15 protein-coding genes are annotated in these 18,290 nt (G+C 68.0%); 12 read left to right on the forward strand and 3 right to left on the reverse strand.

All coding sequences use genetic code 11. The features are described 5' to 3' along the window. Entirely contained in the window at positions 1-1,302 is a 1,302-nt protein-coding gene (locus IPJ17_03805; GenBank protein QQR74723.1) for an aminotransferase class III-fold pyridoxal phosphate-dependent enzyme, read from the forward strand. Between the two features lie 17 nt (positions 1,303-1,319). Here IPJ17_03805 and lepB read toward each other — a convergent pair whose 3' ends face one another. Beyond that, entirely contained in the window at positions 1,320-1,952 is a 633-nt protein-coding gene (lepB, locus tag IPJ17_03810; GenBank protein ID QQR74724.1) for a signal peptidase I, read from the reverse strand. A gap of 134 nt (positions 1,953-2,086) precedes the next feature. Here lepB and IPJ17_03815 point away from each other — a divergent pair, with 134 nt between their 5' ends. Next, entirely contained in the window at positions 2,087-2,656 is a 570-nt protein-coding gene (locus IPJ17_03815) for an ATP-binding protein (protein ID QQR74725.1), read from the forward strand. Positions 2,657-2,665: 9 nt separating this feature from the next. On the opposite strand, the gene truA is transcribed toward IPJ17_03815, so the two are convergent. Next, on the reverse strand, positions 2,666-3,502 hold the full coding sequence (truA, locus tag IPJ17_03820; protein QQR74726.1) for a tRNA pseudouridine(38-40) synthase TruA: 837 nt from the start codon (positions 3,500-3,502) through the stop codon (positions 2,666-2,668). 98 nt (positions 3,503-3,600) lie between these two features. Here truA and IPJ17_03825 point away from each other — a divergent pair, with 98 nt between their 5' ends. Next, positions 3,601-4,575, forward strand: coding sequence for a cyclic nucleotide-binding domain-containing protein (locus IPJ17_03825; GenBank protein QQR74727.1), 975 nt, complete (start codon positions 3,601-3,603; stop codon positions 4,573-4,575). A 3-nt stretch (positions 4,576-4,578) separates the two neighbouring features. Here the strand turns inward: IPJ17_03825 and IPJ17_03830 are convergent, their stop codons facing one another. Beyond that, positions 4,579-5,523 (reverse strand): A/G-specific adenine glycosylase, encoded by a 945-nt coding sequence (locus IPJ17_03830; GenBank protein ID QQR74728.1) that lies wholly within the window; start codon positions 5,521-5,523, stop codon positions 4,579-4,581. A gap of 688 nt (positions 5,524-6,211) precedes the next feature. Here IPJ17_03830 and dnaA point away from each other — a divergent pair. The 9 genes from dnaA to IPJ17_03875 all read left to right on the forward strand — a co-directional run bounded on the left by dnaA (position 6,212) and on the right by IPJ17_03875 (position 18,224). Then, on the forward strand, positions 6,212-7,492 hold the full coding sequence (dnaA, locus tag IPJ17_03835; protein QQR74729.1) for a chromosomal replication initiator protein DnaA: 1,281 nt from the start codon (positions 6,212-6,214) through the stop codon (positions 7,490-7,492). A 222-nt stretch (positions 7,493-7,714) separates the two neighbouring features. Beyond that, positions 7,715-8,812: a DNA polymerase III subunit beta gene (dnaN, locus tag IPJ17_03840; protein ID QQR74730.1), complete on the forward strand. Its 1,098-nt coding sequence runs from the start codon at positions 7,715-7,717 to the stop codon at positions 8,810-8,812. Positions 8,813-8,822: 10 nt separating this feature from the next. Beyond that, positions 8,823-9,890, forward strand: a complete 1,068-nt coding sequence (recF, locus tag IPJ17_03845) for a DNA replication and repair protein RecF (protein ID QQR74731.1) — start codon at positions 8,823-8,825, stop codon at positions 9,888-9,890. A 177-nt stretch (positions 9,891-10,067) separates the two neighbouring features. Next, complete coding sequence (gyrB, locus tag IPJ17_03850) at positions 10,068-12,500, forward strand: DNA topoisomerase (ATP-hydrolyzing) subunit B (protein ID QQR76080.1); 2,433 nt, start codon at positions 10,068-10,070, stop codon at positions 12,498-12,500. Positions 12,501-12,549: 49 nt separating this feature from the next. Beyond that, a complete protein-coding gene (gene gyrA / locus IPJ17_03855; protein QQR76081.1) occupies positions 12,550-15,024 on the forward strand; it encodes a DNA gyrase subunit A in 2,475 nt (824 codons plus the stop codon). 78 nt (positions 15,025-15,102) lie between these two features. Then, entirely contained in the window at positions 15,103-15,696 is a 594-nt protein-coding gene (locus IPJ17_03860; GenBank protein QQR74732.1) for a sigma-70 family RNA polymerase sigma factor, read from the forward strand. Positions 15,697-15,712: 16 nt separating this feature from the next. After that, complete coding sequence (locus IPJ17_03865; protein QQR74733.1) at positions 15,713-16,927, forward strand: serine/threonine protein kinase; 1,215 nt, start codon at positions 15,713-15,715, stop codon at positions 16,925-16,927. Between the two features lie 51 nt (positions 16,928-16,978). After that, positions 16,979-17,635 carry a fructose-6-phosphate aldolase gene (gene fsa / locus IPJ17_03870; protein QQR74734.1) on the forward strand — a complete coding sequence of 219 codons (657 nt, stop codon included), beginning with the start codon at positions 16,979-16,981 and terminating at the stop codon, positions 17,633-17,635. Positions 17,636-17,645: 10 nt separating this feature from the next. Continuing rightward, positions 17,646-18,224, forward strand: coding sequence for a CPBP family intramembrane metalloprotease (locus IPJ17_03875; GenBank protein ID QQR74735.1), 579 nt, complete (start codon positions 17,646-17,648; stop codon positions 18,222-18,224). Positions 18,225-18,290: the final 66 nt, after the last annotated feature.

The raw sequence follows: 18,290 nt of genomic DNA on the forward strand, positions 1-18,290 counted from the left end.
GTGGCCCGCCTCACCCGAGGCGACCTTCTCCCCCGCCTCCTCACCGACGCGCCGGGTCCCCGTTCCCGACGACTCTCGCAACGCCTCGGGGTTGCGGAGGCTCCCGGAATCAACACCCTCGGGGCCGGCCTCTCGAGCCTCGTCTGGGAGGAGGCACGCGGGAGCAATGTCCTCGACGTCGACGGAAACCGCTTCGTCGACCTGACCTCCGGGTTCGGCGTCGCCGCAGTCGGACACCGTCATCCGGCCGTCGTCGCCGCCGTCCGCCGCCAGTCCGGGCGTCTACTTCATGGCCTCGCGGATGTTCACCCGCACCGCCTGCGCATCGACCTCGCCGAGCGACTCTCGGCCCTCGCACCCGTCGACGACCCCACGGTCTACTTCGCCGTCTCTGGTGCCGACGCTCTCGAAGTCGCCCTCAAGACCGCCATCCTCGCGACCGGCCACCAGCGGATCCTGGCGTTCACGCCCTCCTACCACGGGCTGACGCTCGGCGCGCTCGCACTCTCGTCTCGCGAGGCCTTTCGCCTGCCCTTCGCCCACCACCTCTCGCGCACCGTCGAGCGGCTTCCTTTCGGCGCGCCACTCGCCGACCTCACGACGCGCCTCGACGACGGACCACCCTTCGCCGCCGTCGTCGTCGAGCCGATCGTCGGGCGAGAAGGCATCCTCCTTCCACCGACCGGATGGCTGTCGGCACTGTCGAGGCTCTGCCGGGCGAGGGGTACCCTCCTCGTCGCAGACGAGGTCTTCACGGGCTTCGGGAGAACAGGAGCCCTCTTCGCGGTCGAAGACGAGACGGTACGACCCGATCTCCTCGCCTGCGGCAAAGCCCTCGGCGGCGGGCTACCGATCGCCGCGGTGATCGGCCGGCGAGAGTTGATGGCAGCCTGGAACCGCGGCGGCGAGGCCCTCCACACCGGGACCTTCGTCGCCCACCCGCTGGCGTGCGCCGCGGCTCTCGCGACCCTCGGCGTGCTCGACCAGGAGGCTCTCCCGCAGCGCGCCGCTCGGCTCGGCCGTGCGATCGGTCCGCGCCTTGCCGCTTGGCCCTCTCGTTTTGCCGCCGTCCACGAAATCCGCGGGCGTGGCCTCGTCTGGGGCGTCGAGCTCCACTCCCATGCAGGTGCCGCGCATGCCGTCTCCGAGGCGCTCGCCCGCGGTGTTCTCTGGCTTGCCGGGGGCCCCGAAGGACGCGTTGCCCAGATCGTGCCACCCCTCGTCATCAGCGAACGTCAGCTCTCCGACGCTCTCGATCGTCTCGAGACGGTCCTCGCCGGCCTCCCCGGCCCGGCGAGCTGACGCGGCCTCGCCGCAAGCTAGCGCAAGGCGGAGAAGAATCGCGCCGGCCGCGGACGGTAACCCCGCTCGTAGTCGAGCGAGGCCACCACGGCGACCGCCCGCCCCAGGATGTTCGCCCGCGGCACCGCTCCGAACCAGCGCGAGTCGCGGCTGCGATCCCGGTTGTCACCCATCATGAAGTAGCTCCCCGCAGGCACCACGACGGGGCCGAAACTGCTCCGCTCCGAGCCGCGCTCGCCGACCAGCACGGGGTGGGCGGATGCCCCCATCGTCTCGAGCAGAAGGCGCGACGAGCCGATTGCCGACCCATCGTCGCCGGCAATCGATCCCGGCCCGAGTGGCGAATAGGCAGCCCAGGCCCCATTGATCGAGAGCCGGTTGGCCGAGAGCAGGAGCCGATCGCCGGGGACCCCGACGACCCGCTTGACGAGACGCTCTCCCGTCTCCGGCGACGTGAACACGACGACGTCTCCCCGACGGGGCTCCGCCCACTCGGCGAGATGACGGTGGGTGAACGGAACCTTGAGGTCATAGGCCCGCCGGTCGACAAAGACCCGATCCCCTTCGAGAATCGTCGGCTTCATCGAACCCGTCGGCACGTCGTTCCAGTCGGCCACGGCCGAGCGGAATGCCGAGAGGAACATCACCATCGCGAGGAGTGGCCGAATCCACTCACGCCACAGTGCGGCCAGGCGACTCGTTGGCCGATCTGGCACTGATTCGGGAGGTGTCACGAGGGAAACCGCGTCGTTTTCGCTCACGTCCCGCCTAGAATGCAATCTCAATGCCTCCCGTCGAGCACTTCAAGATCGCCTTCATCGGCACGCATGGCGTCGGCAAGACGACGCTCTGCTACGGCCTCGCCGCTCGCCTGAAAGCGCGCGACATCTCGCTGGAGATCGTCCACGAGGTCGCCCGCCGTTGCCCCCTTCCCATCAACGAGGCGACCACCGTCGCCGCCCAGGCCTGGATCCTCCACACGCAGATCGCCGAAGAGCTCGTTGCGGCGGCGCGCTATCCGGTCGTGCTGTGCGACCGAAGCGTGCTCGACAACTACGTCTACCTCCTCCTCGCCGCCGGGCGCCAGCAGGGACTCGATGATCTCGTCTCGCACTGGCTGTCGAGTTACGACCTTCTGGTCCACGTGCCGATTGTCGAGGACCCCTCGCCGGACGGCATCCGCGCCTCGGATCCCGCCTTCCAGGAGGCGGTCGAACGTCGGCTGGATCAGGAGTTGGCCTCCCGTTCTCTGCCCGTCCTGGCGCTCGATCCGAGCGACCGCGACGGCTGGCTCGCTCACGCCGAAGCCGAAGTCTTCGCGCGCCTCGCTTCGCCCCAGCTCGAGCTTCTCTGACTTCCGCGATCAACCGGTCGCGGATTCTCCCTTGGCCGGGCGAGCTCGCGACGGAACCTCGCCCACGGGTGTCGCGGCGCGCAGCACCCCGAGCGCGGGATCTCCGGGGTAGATCACCCGCTCGAGAAAGAGGCCCGAAGGCGGTGCCGTCCACTCGGCCGGGTTGAGTGTCGCCGTCCGCGCGTCGTCGGCGAGCAGCGCGGCGAGGGTTCCCGGCGGCAGGTTGCCCGCCGCGACGCGAACCAACGTCCCGACCAGCCGCCGCACCATCTTCCAGAGGAAGTGCGACGCGACGATCCGGATCAGCAGCAGATCCCCGACCTCGGCAACCCGAACCTGCTCGACGACAACCTCCGTGCTGTCCTGGGCTGCCGACCGCTCTGCCAGACGAGCGAAGTCGTGACGCCCCACGGCAGCCTGCGCCTCGCGAGCCAGGCGCTCCCCATCCAGCGCTGCCCGCACCCACCAGACGTGGCGTTTGGCGAAGGCCGTCCGACGGCGAGCCACCTGGTACAGATAGCTTCGCGAGACCGCGGAATGGCGCGCGTGAAAGTCTCGAGCGGCAGGGGAGAGTGCCAACAGGTTGATGTCCGGCGGCAGCGCCTCGTTGACCTGAAAGAGAAGCTCGGAAGGATCCATCGCAACCCGGCAACGAAGGTGAGCGGTCTGGGCCAGCGCGTGGACACCCGCGTCCGTTCGCCCTGCACCGCCCAGGTCGACGGACTCGCCCAGGACGCCCTCGAGGGCGCTCCGCAGCTCGCCCGCCACGGTTCGCGCGTTCTTCTGCTCCTGCCAGCCGCGGTAGCGGGTTCCTTCGTACTCGACGGTGAGGCGATAGGTCGGCATCGTGGGCCCATCTTACCGGCGCTTCGGGAGGCCTGGGGCCGGCGCGCCCCTGTTAGAATCGGCCCACCTTGAAGCGCATCGGCGAAAGCTTGCGTGGGATGCCCCTGTTCTCCCATTTCAGCGACTCCCAGCTCGAGAAGCTCGCCAGCGGGATCGCACGTGTCCGCTACCCTGCCGCTGTCACGGTGGTTAAAGAGGGAGACCCGACACAGGACGCCTACATCGTCGAAAAGGGGCGCGTGCGCATCCAACGCGAGACCCCCTACGGCAAGTTCGCGCTGGCCCAACTCTCGGAAGGCGACCTTTTCGGTGAGGCGAGCTTCGTCGATGCGGTCGCGCGCTCCGGCGATGCCTTCGGCGAGACACCCACAGAGCTTCTCGTTCTGAACCCCGTGGCGATCGCCGCCGTGACCGACAAGGACCAGCGCCTGGCGCTCGCCCTCTTCTGGACCTTCTGGAAGAGCCTCTCCGGGAAGCTCCGACGAACCAACGACAATCTCGGCCGGTTCTTCGGACAGGGCAGCGCCGCCCCGCTTCGACCCTCCGCGCCTTCAGTTCCACCTCCGGGCGAGTTTCACGTCGATCTCTCGACGAAGCGTCACCTCTTCCAGGAGCAGAAGCTCTCGCCGATGGAGATCAACTTCCTGACCTCGCTTTCGCGTGAGCGCAAAGTCGCCCCGGGTGAGGTCCTCTTCCGCGAAGGAGATCCCGGTGACGCCATGTACGTCGTCCTCTCCGGCCGGGTGATGATCAGCAAGTTCATCGCCGGCGCCGGAGAAGAGGCGCTGGCGTTTCTCGACCGGGGTGACTACTTCGGCGAGATGGCGCTCATCGACAATCAGCCGCGGTCGGCCGACGCCAAGGCGCATGAAGGCGGCGCCGTCGTCCTGCGCATCCCGCACGATGTCGTCGAGGGCCTGCTCGATCCCCACAAGGTCTCGTCGCTCCGCCTCCTCCGCCTCCTCGCTTCGCTCGTCTCGAAGCGCCTGCGCGAGCTCGACGACAAGATCGTCGGTTGGTACATCCTCGCTGGCGGATCCGGATCGCTCCCTTCGGGCGTTCAGACCCCCTGAGCCTCAGGCGATCGCCCCTCGACGCCGGACGATCGCCGCCGCCTTCGACACCATCGCCGAAAGAGCTGCTCCCGCGAGTTCTTCACGCGCGAACCACTTCGCCTCCGGGCCGCCGTTTCCCTCCCCTCGCTCGAGCCATCGCCCGCGCGCCAGCTCGACCGTCACGTCGCGGTAGGTGATGGCGTGGCGATACGAACCAAGCCTTCCGCCGAGCTCGAACCGCCCTCCGTACCGGCTCGCGAGTCGGGACTCACTTGCTTCCTCCAAACCCACGGTGGGCAGCTCCCAGATCCCCGCCAGCCACTCTTCGCCCAATGACCGGCGGAAGAGCAGCAAGGCCCCATCCTCTTCGACCCAGACCGACAGCAGTCGCAGAGGCTCCCGCGCTCGCCGCGCCGACTTGACCGGAAAGCGCTCCGGAACGCCAAGCCGGAACCCCTCGCAGTCGCCCGCCACCGGGCACTCGCCGCAAAGCGGACCGCGCGGTCGACAGACTGTCGCCCCGAGCTCCATGAGCGCCTGGTTGGAGTCCCCGGCCGCGCCCTCGACGAGCATCGTCGCAGCCGCCTCTCGGATGCGTCTTCGAACCGCGGCGCGGTCGACCGGCTCCGCGAGGCCGAGCCGCCGCGCCATCACCCTCTCAACATTGCCGTCGACGACGGGCACGCACTCTCCGAAGGCGATGCTCGCCACCGCTGCCGCTGTGTACTCACCCAGACCGGAGAGCTTCAAGAGCTCGGAGGACTCGCGGGGAAAACCGTTGGGACGCGCAACGATCTCCGCGGCCGCGGTGCGGAGCTGGCGGGCTCGGCGGTAGTAGCCCAAGCCGCTCCAGGCGGCGAGAACCTCCTCCTCGCTCGCCGCCGCGAGAGACTCGACGTCCGGGAACCGTTCGAGGAAGCTCTCGTACCGCGGCACCACCGTCGCCACCTGCGTCTGCTGCAGCATGACCTCGGCGACGAGGACGCGGTAGGGATCCCGGTTTCTACGCCACGGGAGATCCCGTTGACGGGACCGATACCAGGAGAGAAGTCGTGATGCCGCGCTCGACACCCGGCCTTCGTATCGCGACCCGGCTGAAAAACCAAGGGCGGGGCTCGTAAGCCCCGCCCTTGGTCTAGGGGGGAGGTCCCGGTCTGTGGTGGGTCGTCTGTGGCTCAACCCCTGTGGAATTAGGGGATTTTGGCGAGTTGTTCGTTGAGGGGTGGAGACCCGTAGGGTCTCGAGGTTTGAGGTGGGATTCCTAAAACTGGAATGCGGGACCTCCCCACGAACCAACTGTGCTGTGCCCATCTCCAACGCAAACCGCGTGCCACCCGTCGCTCAGCCATCCGCCGCCGCTTCTGGCGGCTCGCCCCGAAGAAGTAAGCGTTTTCCCTTCTTTCACTTACGAACCCCGGCCGGTCGCCTCCCTTACCGAATACCTGTTCGGTCACTTTGGCTTACGGCCTCTGCCGACCGTCCCGATCTGGCACGACCACGTCCCCGGGCGATCCACCACACGCTGGCGGGATGCGCCTTTTCCACCCCGTGCTATGCTCGCCAGCCCACCTCGGAGGGACACCGCGCGGGCGCCTCCGCTGCCCCGCTCTTTTTTCCACAATCTGTGGAAATGCTGTGGAGTTCGGCTTTGACGATGATCGAGTCCCCCTGGGAGTTGTTGCGCTCGCGCCTCGCGGAGTTGGTCGACGGCGAGGAGTTCGACACCTGGCTTGCCCCCCTTCAGGCCAGGGTCGACGGTTCGAATCTGCTCCTGCTCGCCCCGAATGCGAGATTCCGTCACACCCTCGAGGAGGAATACCTCGACCTCGTCACCCGCACCTGGCGTGAGGCGCAAGGGGAGACGGCCTCGGTCGCCGTCGAGGTCGAGGAGCGACGCCGGCCTGTCGACTCTCCGGTGCGTCCGGCCCTCAATCCGAAGTACTCCTTCGAGAGCTTCGTCGTCGGCAGCTCGAATCAGTTCGCCCACGCCGCGGCGCGAGCGGTCGGCGAGAGCCCGGCCCACAGCTACAACCCCCTCTTCCTCTACGGAGGCGTCGGACTCGGCAAGACCCACCTGCTGCACGCCATTGGTCACCAGATCGCCAAGCGTCACCCCGAGCTCCGCGTCGCGTACCAGACGGCCGAACAGTTCGTCAACGACCTGATCGCCTCCATCCGCCACAACCGGATGCCCGACTTTCGCGAACGGCAGCGCAGCAGTGACGTGCTCCTGGTCGACGACGTGCAGTTCCTCGCCGGTAAGGAACGCACCCAGGAAGAGTTCTTCCACACCTTCAACACGCTCTACAGCAGCCAGAAGCAGATCATCCTCTCGTCCGATTCCTCGCCGAGGAACATCCCGGCGCTGGAGGAACGGCTACGCTCCCGCTTCGAATGGGGGTTGATTGCCGATATTCAGCCGCCCGACCTCGAAACGAAGGTCGCCATCCTCCGCCGCAAGGCCGAGCAAGACGGCCTGCCGTTGCCCGACGAGGTCGCTCTTTTCATCGCCAGCCAGGTCAAATCGAACATCCGTGAGCTCGAAGGGTTGCTCAACCGCGTCCTCGCCTTCTCTTCCCTGACCGGCCGCGCGCTTTCGCTCGAGCTGACCAAAGAGACCCTTCGCGACATCCTCCCCGAAGAAGGTCGGCGAACGACGGCCGCCGAGATCATCAAGTTCGTCGCCCGCCATTACGGCCTGAAGGTCAGCGAAATCAAGAGCCGCTCGAACGCCAAACAGTTCGCCTTTCCTCGGCAGGTGGCGATGTACCTCTGCAAACAGCTGACCGACCTCTCCTACCCGGAGATCGGTCGACAGTTCAACGACAAGCACCACTCGACGGTCATCTACTCGGTCGAGAAGATCGGTGAGCTTCGCCAGCGGGACGCGGACCTCGACCGCACCATCCACACCTTCATCCAGCACTTCTCCTGAGGCGGCCGTTGCAGCTGTCGAAAAGCTGTGGAGCGCTCCCGGCCAAGCGCACGGCCCGCTCGATTTCCACAGCCGCTCCACACCCTCGTTCCACCTTCGGCGGAGGGGCGAAACTGCTGAATCGACGATTCTTGGCTCGGCTTTCCGCAACGCCGCGGGGAACGGCTGTTAGGGACTGGTCTTTGGGTTATATTTCTCCTTCCTATCGTCGGAGTCGAGCGAATGGAAATCCGCCTCAAGCGAAATGAGTTTCTGGCCGAGCTCCTGCCGATGCAGGGGATCGTCGAACGTCGGACCACGATCCCGGTCCTTTCGCACCTCCTCTTGACCGTTTCCGGCGATCGCCTGCACCTGGCCGCCACCGACCTCGACGTGTCCCTGACCTCCTGGGTCACCGGAGAGGTGCTCTCGGAAGGGGCGATTGCGGTCCAGGCCAAGAAGTTCATCGAGATTGTCCGTTCGGCCCCCGGGGAGGAGATTCGGCTGGCTCGGGAGGACGACCGCTCGCTCGCGATCAATGCGGGCACGGCGCGTTTTCGCATCCACGGACTGCCTGCCAGTGACTTTCCGACCCTCACGACGGTCGACCCGCGGGCCGAGGTCGAGCTGCCGCTCGCCCGTTTTCGCCGGCTGGTCGGCAAGGTCCTTTTTGCCGTCTCCAGCGAGGAGTCGCGATTCCAGCTTTCCGGGGCGCTCTTGCGTCTCAAGCCGGGAGCCGTCGAGTTGGTCGCCACCGATGGTCACCGCTTGGCGCTCATCGAAGCGCCGGTCGCTGCGTCGAAGGCCGAAGACCAAGTGCTGGTACCCCGAAAGGCCCTGCAGGAGATCCTCCGCTTCGAGGGAGAGGAGCTCCTGCGCTTCCGCCGTGGCGAGCACCACCTCGTCTTCTCCGCCGGTCGACGCGACCTGACCTGTCGGATCCTCGAAGGCAGCTTCCCGGACTACGAGCGGGTCATCGGACGACAGAACGACAAGAAAGTCGTGGTTGATCGCCGTACCCTCTCCGACGCCGTCCGCCGCGTCGCGCTCATCACCGGCGAACGTGCTCGTGGCGTTCGGCTCGAATTCGCCCCGGGCGAGCTCACCGTCGTCGCCGCCAATCCGGATCTCGGCGAGGCCAGCGAGACGGTTGCCTGTGAGCTCACCGGCGAGGCGCTGAAGCTCGGGCTCAATCCCGACTACCTCGCCCAGTTCCTCGACGCGATCGAGACGGAGAAGGTCCTCTTCGAGCTCAAGGACGAGAACAGCCAGTGCCTTGGATCGCCGCTCGGCGGCGAGGACGAGCGCTACCTGTGCGTCATCATGCCGATGCGGATCTAGGCGCGAGAGCGTGCTGCAGCGCCTGACGCTTCGCGATTTCCGGAACTTCTCCCAGCTCACGTTCGAACCGGGTCCCGGCGCCCGGTTGTTGCTCGGTCCCAACGGTGCCGGCAAGACCACGGTCCTCGAAGCGGTCTACCTGCTCGCGACCACCCGCAGCTTTCGCACGGCGCAACTCGGCGACTGTTGTCGGCACGGCGCCGCCGGCTTCCATCTCGGCGGAGACGCCGGCGACACCGGCCGGGCTCACCTCGAAGTCGGTTGGGCGCGAGGTGGAGCTCGCCATCGCCGCCTCGACGGCCGGGAGAGCGCCCTTGCCGAGCACCTGGCGGTTCAACCCGTGCTCGCCTGGACGGCGGCGGAGTCAGCGCTCCTCGCCGGCCCGCCGGCAGTTCGCCGCCGCTTCCTCGACCGCGCCCTCATCGCCTGGCGTCCCGCCTCCTTCGCCACGCTGGCGCGCTACGGAAAGGCCCTCGCGGCCAAGAGGGCGCTTCTCGCCGCGGGCGAACGCCTGGGCCTCGACGCCTGGAACGAGCTTCTCGCCAGAGAGGGCGCAGCATTGGCCGCCGGGCGAAGCGACCTCGTCGAAGCGCTCCGGCAGGAGCTGACGCCCCTCATCGCCGAGGCGGGCTTCGCCGATTTCGGCCTGGCTGTGACCTATCGACCGAATCCCGAATCCGCGCTCGAGGGCGAAACGGCACTTCATGCGGCACTCGCCGACGCGACCGAGTGCGAGATCCGACGCGGACTTCCCCTTCTCGGACCCCATCGCGACGAGATCGAGATTCGCATGGAGGAGCACGAGGCGCGACGGGTCGCCTCCGCGGGGGAGCGCAAGGCGCTCGGTCTCTTGCTCCTGGCGGCCCAGGCACGCCTCCTGGCCCGCCGCGGTCGCCGTCCACTCCTGCTGCTCGACGACGCCGACACGGAGCTCGACGCCGCCCGCCTGGCCGCGGTCTGGCGCCCTCTCGCCGCCTCCGAGCAGATCCTTGCCACCTCGAACCGACCGGAGGTCTGGGCCAGCCTGGCGCTCTCCGGAAGCTACCGCGTCGAGGCGGGCACGGTGATTGCCGGGTAGGTGTCGAAGCCGCCTGACGACGCGGTTGAAGTCGTTTATTTTCAAACCATTAGCGCTTGGTCTCCAGGCCGTCTCTCTGATAGGCTCCAACGATTCGAGAACCCCCGATCGTGGGGCAGCTCTTGCCCCTGGTGCGCGACCCCGAGGTAGCACTTGACCAAGCGTCCTGAAGACTCGATTCCGACCCAGCCGAACGCCAGCTACACCGCCGACGACATCAAGGTCCTCAAGGGCCTCGAAGCCGTTCGCAAGCGGCCGGGCATGTACATCGGCGACACCGACGACGGCACCGGGCTGCACCACATGGTGTTCGAAGTCGTCGACAACTCCGTCGACGAAGCCCAGGCCGGCTTCGCCTCCGTCATCGACGTCGTGCTCCACGTCGACAACTCGGTGACCGTCGAAGACGACGGTCGCGGCATTCCCGTCGACCTCCACAAGGGCGAAGGGCGCTCGGCGGCTGAAGTCATCATGACCGAGCTGCACTCCGGCGGAAAGTTCGACAACAACGTCTACAAAGTCTCCGGAGGCCTCCACGGCGTCGGCGTCTCGGTCGTCAACGCGCTATCCGAGCTGCTCGAGCTCGAGATCCGCCGCGAAGGTCAGGTCTGGTTTCAGACCTTCCGGCGCGGCAAGCCCGACGGCGCGATCCAGGCCATCGGCAAGAGCCGCAAGACCGGCACGAAGGTCCGCTTCGTTCCCGACAGCGAGATCTTCACGCACATCGAGTTCAGCTACGACGTGCTCGCCCAGCGGCTGCGCGAGCAGGCGTTCCTCAACCGCGGGATCAAGATCCGCCTGAAGGACGAGCGCACCGACAAGGAGGCGGAGTTCCTCTACGCCGGCGGCATCGCCTCGTTCGTCGAACACCTCAACCGCAACAAGAACACACTCCATCCAAAACCGATCGATTTCGAGGACCGCCGCGTCGAAGCGAGCGTCGAGGAGCGTTGCGAGATCGCGCTCCAGTGGAACGACGGATACGGTGAGCAGATCTACTCGTTCACCAACACGATCAACAACCGCGACGGAGGCACCCACCTCGAAGGCTTCAAGGCGGCGCTCACCCGGACGATCAACAGCTACGCCCAAAGCTCCGGCCTCGCCAAGGCGCTCAAGGAGGTCACCCTCTCGGGCGACGACGTTCGCGAGGGCCTGACCGCCGTCGTCTCGGTGCGGATCCACGACCCGAAGTTCTCCTCCCAGACCAAGGACCGGCTCGTCTCCTCCGAGGTGAAGGGCTGGGTCCAACAGGCGGTGAGCGATCGCCTTGGGACCTTCTTCGAGGAAAACCCGTCGATCGCCAAGAAGATCGTCGAGAAGTGCGTCGACGCCGCACGCGCCCGCGAAGCGGCGCGCAAGGCCCGCGAGCTCACTCGCCGCAAGGGCGCGCTCGAAGGCGGCAACCTTCCCGGCAAGCTCGCCGACTGCTCGGAGCGCAACCCCGAGTTCGCCGAGCTCTTCCTCGTCGAGGGCGACAGCGCGGGTGGTACCGCCAAGCAGGGTCGCGACCGCAAGTTCCAGGCGATCCTCCCGCTGCGCGGCAAGATCCTCAACGTCGAGAAGGCACGTTTCGACAAGATGCTGGGCTCGGAAGAGATCAAGATCATCATCACCGCGCTCGGTACCGGCATCGGCAAAGAGGACTTCGACGTCGGCCGCCTGCGCTACCACAAGCTGATCATCATGTGCGACGCCGACGTCGACGGCTCGCACATTCGCACGCTGATCCTCACCTTCTTCTACCGGCAGATGCGCCAGCTCATCGAGCGCGGCCACCTCTACATCGCCCAGCCGCCGCTCTACAAGGTCGCCGAGGGAAAGCGCGACAGCTACCTCAAGGACGACCGCGAGTACCGCGGCTTTCTCACCGAGCGCGTGCAGGCCCTCTGGGAGCTCAGCCTCGACGACGGCAAGCCGCTGCGCAGCGCCAAGCTCGCCAACTTCGTCGAGCGCGTCGAGTCGTTCCGCGAGCACATGGGCAATCTCGTCACCCGCGGCTTCCCGGAAGATGCGTTGCGGCTGCTCCTCCTGCACGGGATCACCGACAAGAAGTCGCTCGCCGACGCAACCCGCCTCGAAGAGGTGGCGCACCGCCTCGAGGCGTCCGGCTTCCACGGTGTCGCGGTCGGCCAGGATCCCGAGCACGGGACCGGCACGCTCACCTTCTGGTCGCGCCGCGACGGCGTCGAGCGTGAGGTGCACGTCGACTGGGACCTGCTGACCTCGGCCGAGTACCGGGCGCTCGCCGCCAACGGTCCCGGTCTCGAAGCGATCGCCGCGAAGCGTTTCACCCTGCGGCGCGTCGACGAAGGGAAGGCGGCCGGCGAGACCCGCGAGGTCGACACCCTCGACGAGGCGATGGAGACGATGTACGCCGGCGCCAAGAAGGGCCTCTCCATCCAGCGCTACAAGGGCCTCGGCGAGATGAACGCCGAGCAACTCTGGCAGACCACCATGGACCCGCAGCGCCGCCGCCTGCTGCAGGTCAAGATCGAGGACGACGTCGAGGCTGACGGCATCTTCACCATCCTCATGGGCGACCAGGTCGAGCCGCGCCGCCAGTTCATCGAGACCAACGCCCTGAACGTGCGGAACCTGGACGTCTGATGCCGTTCGCGGCGGAATCCGAGAGAAGCGAATGACCGACCAGAACACGATGCTTCCCTTCGAGCGGCCGGTGGCGGTCGATATCGAAGAGGAGATGAAGCGCAGTTATCTCGACTACGCGATGAGCGTCATCGTCGGGCGGGCGCTGCCCGACGTGCGGGACGGGTTGAAGCCGGTGCACCGCCGGGCCCTCTTCGGCATGTGGGAGTCGGGCAACGTCTCCAACAAGCCCTACAAGAAGTCGGCGCGCATCGTCGGCGACGTGATGGGCAAGTATCACCCGCACGGCGACTCGGCGATCTACGACACGATCGTCCGCATGGCGCAGGACTTCTCGATGCGCTATCCGCTGGTCGACGGTCAGGGCAACTTCGGTTCGATCGACGGCGACAACGCCGCGGCGATGCGTTACACCGAGGTACGGCTCGCCAAGATCGCCGAGGAGATGGTCAAGGAGGACATCGACAAGGAGACCGTCGACTGGCAGCCCAACTACGACGGCTCGGAGATCGAGCCGACGGTCCTGCCGGCGAAGGTCCCGAACCTCCTGATCAACGGTGCCTCGGGCATCGCCGTCGGCATGGCGACGAACATCCCGCCGCACAACCTCACCGAGGTCTGCGACGGCTTGATGCTGCTGATCGACAACCCGGACGTCGCGCTGCCGGAGCTCATGAAGGCGATCCCCGGCCCCGACTTCCCGACCTCGGGCTTCATCCACGGCCTCGACGGCATCCGCCAGGCTTATGCCACCGGCCGCGGCATCATCCAGGTGCGAGCGCGCGCCGGCGTCGAGACGCAACGCCGCGGCGAGCGTCAGTCGATCGTCGTCACCGAGCTGCCCTATCAGGTCAACAAGGCGCGCCTCATCGAGAAGATGGCCGAGCTGATCCGCGAGAAGCGGATCGAAGGCATCTCCGACCTGCGCGACGAGAGCGACCGCGACGGCATCCGTGTCGTCCTCGACGTCAAGCGCGGCGAGGTCCCCGAGGTCATCCTCAACCAGCTGTACAAGAACACCCAGATGCAGACGACCTTCGGCATGATCCTGCTGGCGATCGTCGACAACCAGCCGAAGGTTCTCACGCTCAAGGAGCTGCTCCACCACTTCCTCAACCACCGCAAGACGGTGGTCATCCGGCGCAGCCGCTACGATCTGCGCAAGGCCGAGGAACGGGCCCACATCCTCGAGGGCATCCTCAAGGCGCTCGATCACCTCGACGAGGTGATCCGCACCATCCGCGCCAGCGCCACGCCGGCCGAGGCGAAGGACCGCCTGATGTCGGGGTTCGGTCTTTCCCAGCTCCAGGCCGAGGCGATCCTCGACATGCGCCTGCAGCGCCTGACCGGCCTCGAGCGCCAGAAGGTGCTCGACGAGTACAACGAGCTGCTGAAGACGATCGACCGGCTGCGTGCCATCCTCGCCTCCGACCGCCTGGTGCTCGAGGAGATCCGCAAGGAGCTCGTCGAGATCAAGGAGAAGTACGGCGACGTGCGCCGCACCGAGATCGTCCCCGAGACGCGCGACATCAGCATCGAGGACATGATCGCCGACGAGGAGATGGTCATCACCGTCTCGCGTACCGGTTACGTCAAGCGCTCGCCGCTCGTGCTCTACCGGGCGCAGCTCCGCGGCGGCAAGGGCCGTTCCGGGATGGCAACCCGCGAGGGAGACTTCGTCGAGCACCTCTACGTGGCCTCGGCCCACAGCTACATCCTGGTCTTCACCGAGAGCGGCCGGGTCTACTGGCTCAAGGTGCACGAGATCCCCGAGGCCGGTCCAGCGGCGCGCGGCAAGGCGATCGTCAACCTGCTGAACCTCGAGGCGACCGAGAAGGTCGCCACCACGGTCGCGGTGCGCGAGTTCACCGAGGACCGCTTCCTCTTCTTCACCACCGAGAAGGGGACGATCAAGAAGACGGCGCTCGCCGAGTACGGCAACCCGCGGGTCGGCGGGATCATCGCGATCAACATCGAAGAGGGCGACCGCTTGCTCGCGGTGCGGGTCACCGAGGGCGGCACCGACATCCTGCTCGCCACCGCCGACGGCTTCTCGATCCGCTTCCCGGAGGCCGAGGCCCGGCCGCTCAGCCGGGCGACGTACGGCGTCCGCGGCATCACCCTGCGCCCGGGCGACCGGGTCGTGGGGATGGAGGCGCTCGCCAAGGAGGGCGCCATTCTCACCGTGAGCGAGCGGGCATATGGCAAGCGCACGCCGGTCGAGGAGTACCGGCTCCAGGGCCGCGGCGGCCTCGGGGTGATCAACCTCAAGGTCACCGGCAAGACCGGCAAGGTGATCGGGGCGCGCCAAGTGATTTCGGGCGACCAGTTGATCCTGATCACCCAGGAGGGGATGCTCATCCGGACAGCGGTGGACGGCATCCGCGAGATCGGCCGCTCGACGCAGGGCGTCAAGCTCATGGACCTCGGTGGCGACGACAAGCTGGTGGCGATGGCCAAGGTCGTCGAGCGCGAAGAGGAGAAGCCCGAGGGCGGCGAGGACCCGCAGGAGTCGCTGAACTAGCCGACCGGTTGCCGCGCCGCGAACGAAGATGGCGCATGCCGCGGCGACGGCGGCGCCGATCGCCTACAATCGGCGCGCATGCCCGAGTTGCCGCTGACCGAACTGCTCGCCCAGGCGAGCGCCGGAGAACGCGCGGCCGTCGATCGCGTCTTCGAGATCGTCTACGTCGAGCTTCGTCGCCTGGCGCGCTGGCAGCGCGGGCGAGCGGGATCCGCGCCGACGCTCTCGACGACGATGCTGGTCCACGAGACCTATCTCAAGCTCGCCGAGAGCGAGCGCCTTTCGGTTCGCGACCGCGCCCACTTCTTCGCCCTGGCCGCCCGCGCCATGCGGCAGATCCTGCTCGACGCCGCCCGTCGGCGCATGCGCGACAAGCGCGGCGGCGGCGAGGTGCACGTGCCGATCGAAGTGCTGATCCTCGAAGGTCGAGAGCCGAGCGCACCGATGCGTGCCGCCGAGCTCGTCGCCCTCGACGCGGCGCTCGAACGGCTCGCGGCCGCCGACGAGCGCCTGGCCCGGCTGGTCGAGTGGCGCTTCTTCGCCGGCCGGAGCGAGGAGGAGATCGGCGCCTTTCTCGGCATCTCCGAGCGCACGGTGCGCCGTGATTGGCGGAAGGCACGCGCCTTCCTCTTCCGCGAGCTCGCTGCCGCGGGTTACGCCCCGACCCCCTAGACCGAGCGAGCATCGGATGCCGGGTCCCGAGAGCGGTCGCTGGCGCGAGGTGGAGTGGGCGTTCGATCGCGCGCTCGACCTCGACGGCGAAGCGCGTGCCCTGTTCCTTTCTCGCCTGCAGGAGGCCGACGCGGCGCTGGCGGCGGAGGTCGTCTCGCTGCTCGAGGCGGACACCCGGGCGGGAGCCTTCCTCGAGAAGCCGCTCGAGGAGTGCCTCGGCGAGCTCGTCGTCGACGCCGCCGAAGCAGCGGCCGTCCTGCCGCGGACGCCTCCGGAGCCCCCAGCGCCCCCCCTTTCCCGGGTCGGGCCCTACCGGCTGATCACCTGCCTCGGGCGAGGGGGCATGGGCGAGGTCTGGGAGGCGGAGCACGAGCAGGCCGCTCCGGGAGAGCGGGTGGCTCTCAAGCGGATCCGGCACGAGCTCGACTCGGCCGAGCTGGTGCGCCGCTTCGTGCGCGAGCGCCAGATCCTCGCCCGCCTCGATCACCCGGCGATCGCCCGCCTCCTCGACGCCGGGCGCGACACCAGTGGCCGCCCGTACGTCGTCCTGGAGAAGGTCGATGGCCAGCCGATCACCGAGCATGCGCGCCTCCAGCGATTGCCGCTCGACGACCGCCTCTCGCTGATGGCCACCTGCTGCGAAGCGGTGGCGGCGGCCCACCGCGAGCGGGTGGTCCACCGCGATCTGAAGCCGGCCAACGTCCTGGTCACCCGGGGCGGAGAGCTCAAGCTCCTCGACTTCGGCATCGCCAAGCCGCTCGACGGCGACGCCGCGTCGCTCACCCGCACCGGTTGGCACTTCGCCACCCTCGACTACGCCGCGCCGGAGCAGATCCTCGGGCATCCGCCCGCCCTGACCGTCGATGTCTACGCTCTCGGCGCGCTCCTCTACGAGCTCGTCACCGGACGGCTCCCGCATCGCCGCACCGCACCGCGCTCGCTCGCCGACCTCGCGGCCAAGCTGGCCGCCGAGCGGGCGGAGGCGCCGTCCCGGGCGGCGTCTCACGCGCCCCCCGAGGCGCTTCCATGGGACGGTGAGACGCAGCGCGAGCGCTGGACAGCCCGCCTCCGCGGCGGCCTCGACGGGGTCATCCTCCGGGCGCTGTCGCGCGCGCCCGCCGAGCGCCAACCGTCGGCCGCCGAGCTCGCCGCCGACCTGCGCCGCCTGCTCGCCGCCGAGACGACCGCGACGCCGGAGGGATCGCTCGGGCGCCACCGGCTTTCCGGCTAAGATCGGCCGGGCGGCGACGCCCGCGACCGCTTCCCACCAGGAGACACCACGATGCAGTTCTTCCTCGACACCGCCGACATCGCCGAGATCGCCACCGGCCTCGAATGGGGGATGGTCGACGGCGTCACGACGAATCCGACGCTCATCGCCAAGCAGGGCAAGCCCTACCTCGGGACCGTGCGCGAGATCGCGAACCTGGTACCCGGGCCCGTTTCCGGAGAGGTTCTCGCCACCGATCTGCCGGGAATGATCGAACAGGGCAAGCGGCTCGCCGACCTCGCCGAGAACGTCGTCGTCAAGGTGCCGCTCACCCCGGCGGGCCTCTCGGCCGTGCGCGAGCTGGCCAAACAGGGAACGCGCTGCAACGTCACCCTCTGCTTCTCGGCGGCTCAGGCGCTGCTCGCGGCCAAGGCCGGGGCAGCCTACATCTCGCCGTTCGTCGGCCGACTCGACGACGTCGGTGAGAGCGGGATGGCGCTGATCGGGCAGATCGTCGAGCTTTACGCCAACTACCCGTTCACCACCCAGGTCCTCGTCGCGTCGATCCGCCACCCGATGCACGTCGTCGAGGCCGGGGCGATCGGTGCCGACGTGGCGACGATGCCGTTCAAGACGCTCGAACAGCTCTATCGCCACCCCCTCACTGACCTCGGCATCGAGCGCTTCCTCGCCGACTGGGGCAAGACCGGTCGCTCCTTCGACGACTGATCCGCGGGCCGTGGACGGCTCGCCCGACCGCCGCCCGAGCCGCCTGCTGCGCCTCGCCTTCGCCTTCTACCTCGCGCTCGCGGTCGCGGGGCTGGTCGGGCTCGGATGGGTGCGCCAGGGGCCGCTACCGCTCGCCCTCTTCCTCGTGCCGGCCCAACTGCCGGCGGACCTCGCGCTCGGGCTGGCTGCCGCGGCCCTGCTCGCCGGCGTCTGGGAGCTCGGGCGCTGTCACCTCTCGGCCGCGCGCGAGCTCGAAGCGCGACTCGCGGAGGTCCTCGGGGGCGTCGGGCGCGACGAGGCATTGGCGCTGGCGTTGCTTTCGGGTCTCGCTGAGGAGACGCTCTTCCGCGGGGCCCTCCAGTCGGCTCTCGGGTGGGCGGCGGCGACGGTGCTCTTCGCGCTTCTTCACAGTGGACCGCAACGGGCGATGCGGCTCTGGGGTCTCTTCGCGCTCGCCGCGGGAGCGCTCTTCGGCGGGCTGGTCGCCTGGCGCGGCACCCTGGCTCCGGCGGTAATCGCCCATGTCGGAGTCAACGCATTGAATCTATTGCGCTTGTCCTACCGCCGCGGACCCGCGGCAAGAGGCTGAGGCGGGGCGCTCTGCTAGACTGCCAAGGCTGAATTGGGCGGTACGCCCACTCTTGGAAGACTCAGG

This window comes from Holophagales bacterium, from assembly GCA_016699405.1.
Taxonomy (GTDB): domain Bacteria; phylum Acidobacteriota; class Thermoanaerobaculia; order Multivoradales; family JAGPDF01; genus JAAYLR01.

Bases quoted from the DNA above. Each gene is read 5' to 3' on its own strand.
- truA (QQR74726.1), bottom strand. From the start codon at position 3,502: ATGCCGACCTATCGCCTCACCGTCGAGTACGAAGGAACCCGCTACCGC.
- gyrA (QQR76081.1), top strand. From the start codon at position 12,550: ATGCTTCCCTTCGAGCGGCCGGTGGCGGTCGATATCGAAGAGGAGATG.
- IPJ17_03825 (QQR74727.1), top strand. From the start codon at position 3,601: ATGCCCCTGTTCTCCCATTTCAGCGACTCCCAGCTCGAGAAGCTCGCC.
- lepB (QQR74724.1), bottom strand. From the start codon at position 1,952: ATGGTGATGTTCCTCTCGGCATTCCGCTCGGCCGTGGCCGACTGGAAC.
- dnaN (QQR74730.1), top strand. From the start codon at position 7,715: ATGGAAATCCGCCTCAAGCGAAATGAGTTTCTGGCCGAGCTCCTGCCG.
- IPJ17_03815 (QQR74725.1), top strand. From the start codon at position 2,087: ATGCCTCCCGTCGAGCACTTCAAGATCGCCTTCATCGGCACGCATGGC.
- IPJ17_03830 (QQR74728.1), bottom strand. From the start codon at position 5,523: ATGCTGCAGCAGACGCAGGTGGCGACGGTGGTGCCGCGGTACGAGAGC.
- fsa (QQR74734.1), top strand. From the start codon at position 16,979: ATGCAGTTCTTCCTCGACACCGCCGACATCGCCGAGATCGCCACCGGC.
- dnaA (QQR74729.1), top strand. From the start codon at position 6,212: ATGATCGAGTCCCCCTGGGAGTTGTTGCGCTCGCGCCTCGCGGAGTTG.
- IPJ17_03860 (QQR74732.1), top strand. From the start codon at position 15,103: ATGCCCGAGTTGCCGCTGACCGAACTGCTCGCCCAGGCGAGCGCCGGA.
- IPJ17_03865 (QQR74733.1), top strand. From the start codon at position 15,713: ATGCCGGGTCCCGAGAGCGGTCGCTGGCGCGAGGTGGAGTGGGCGTTC.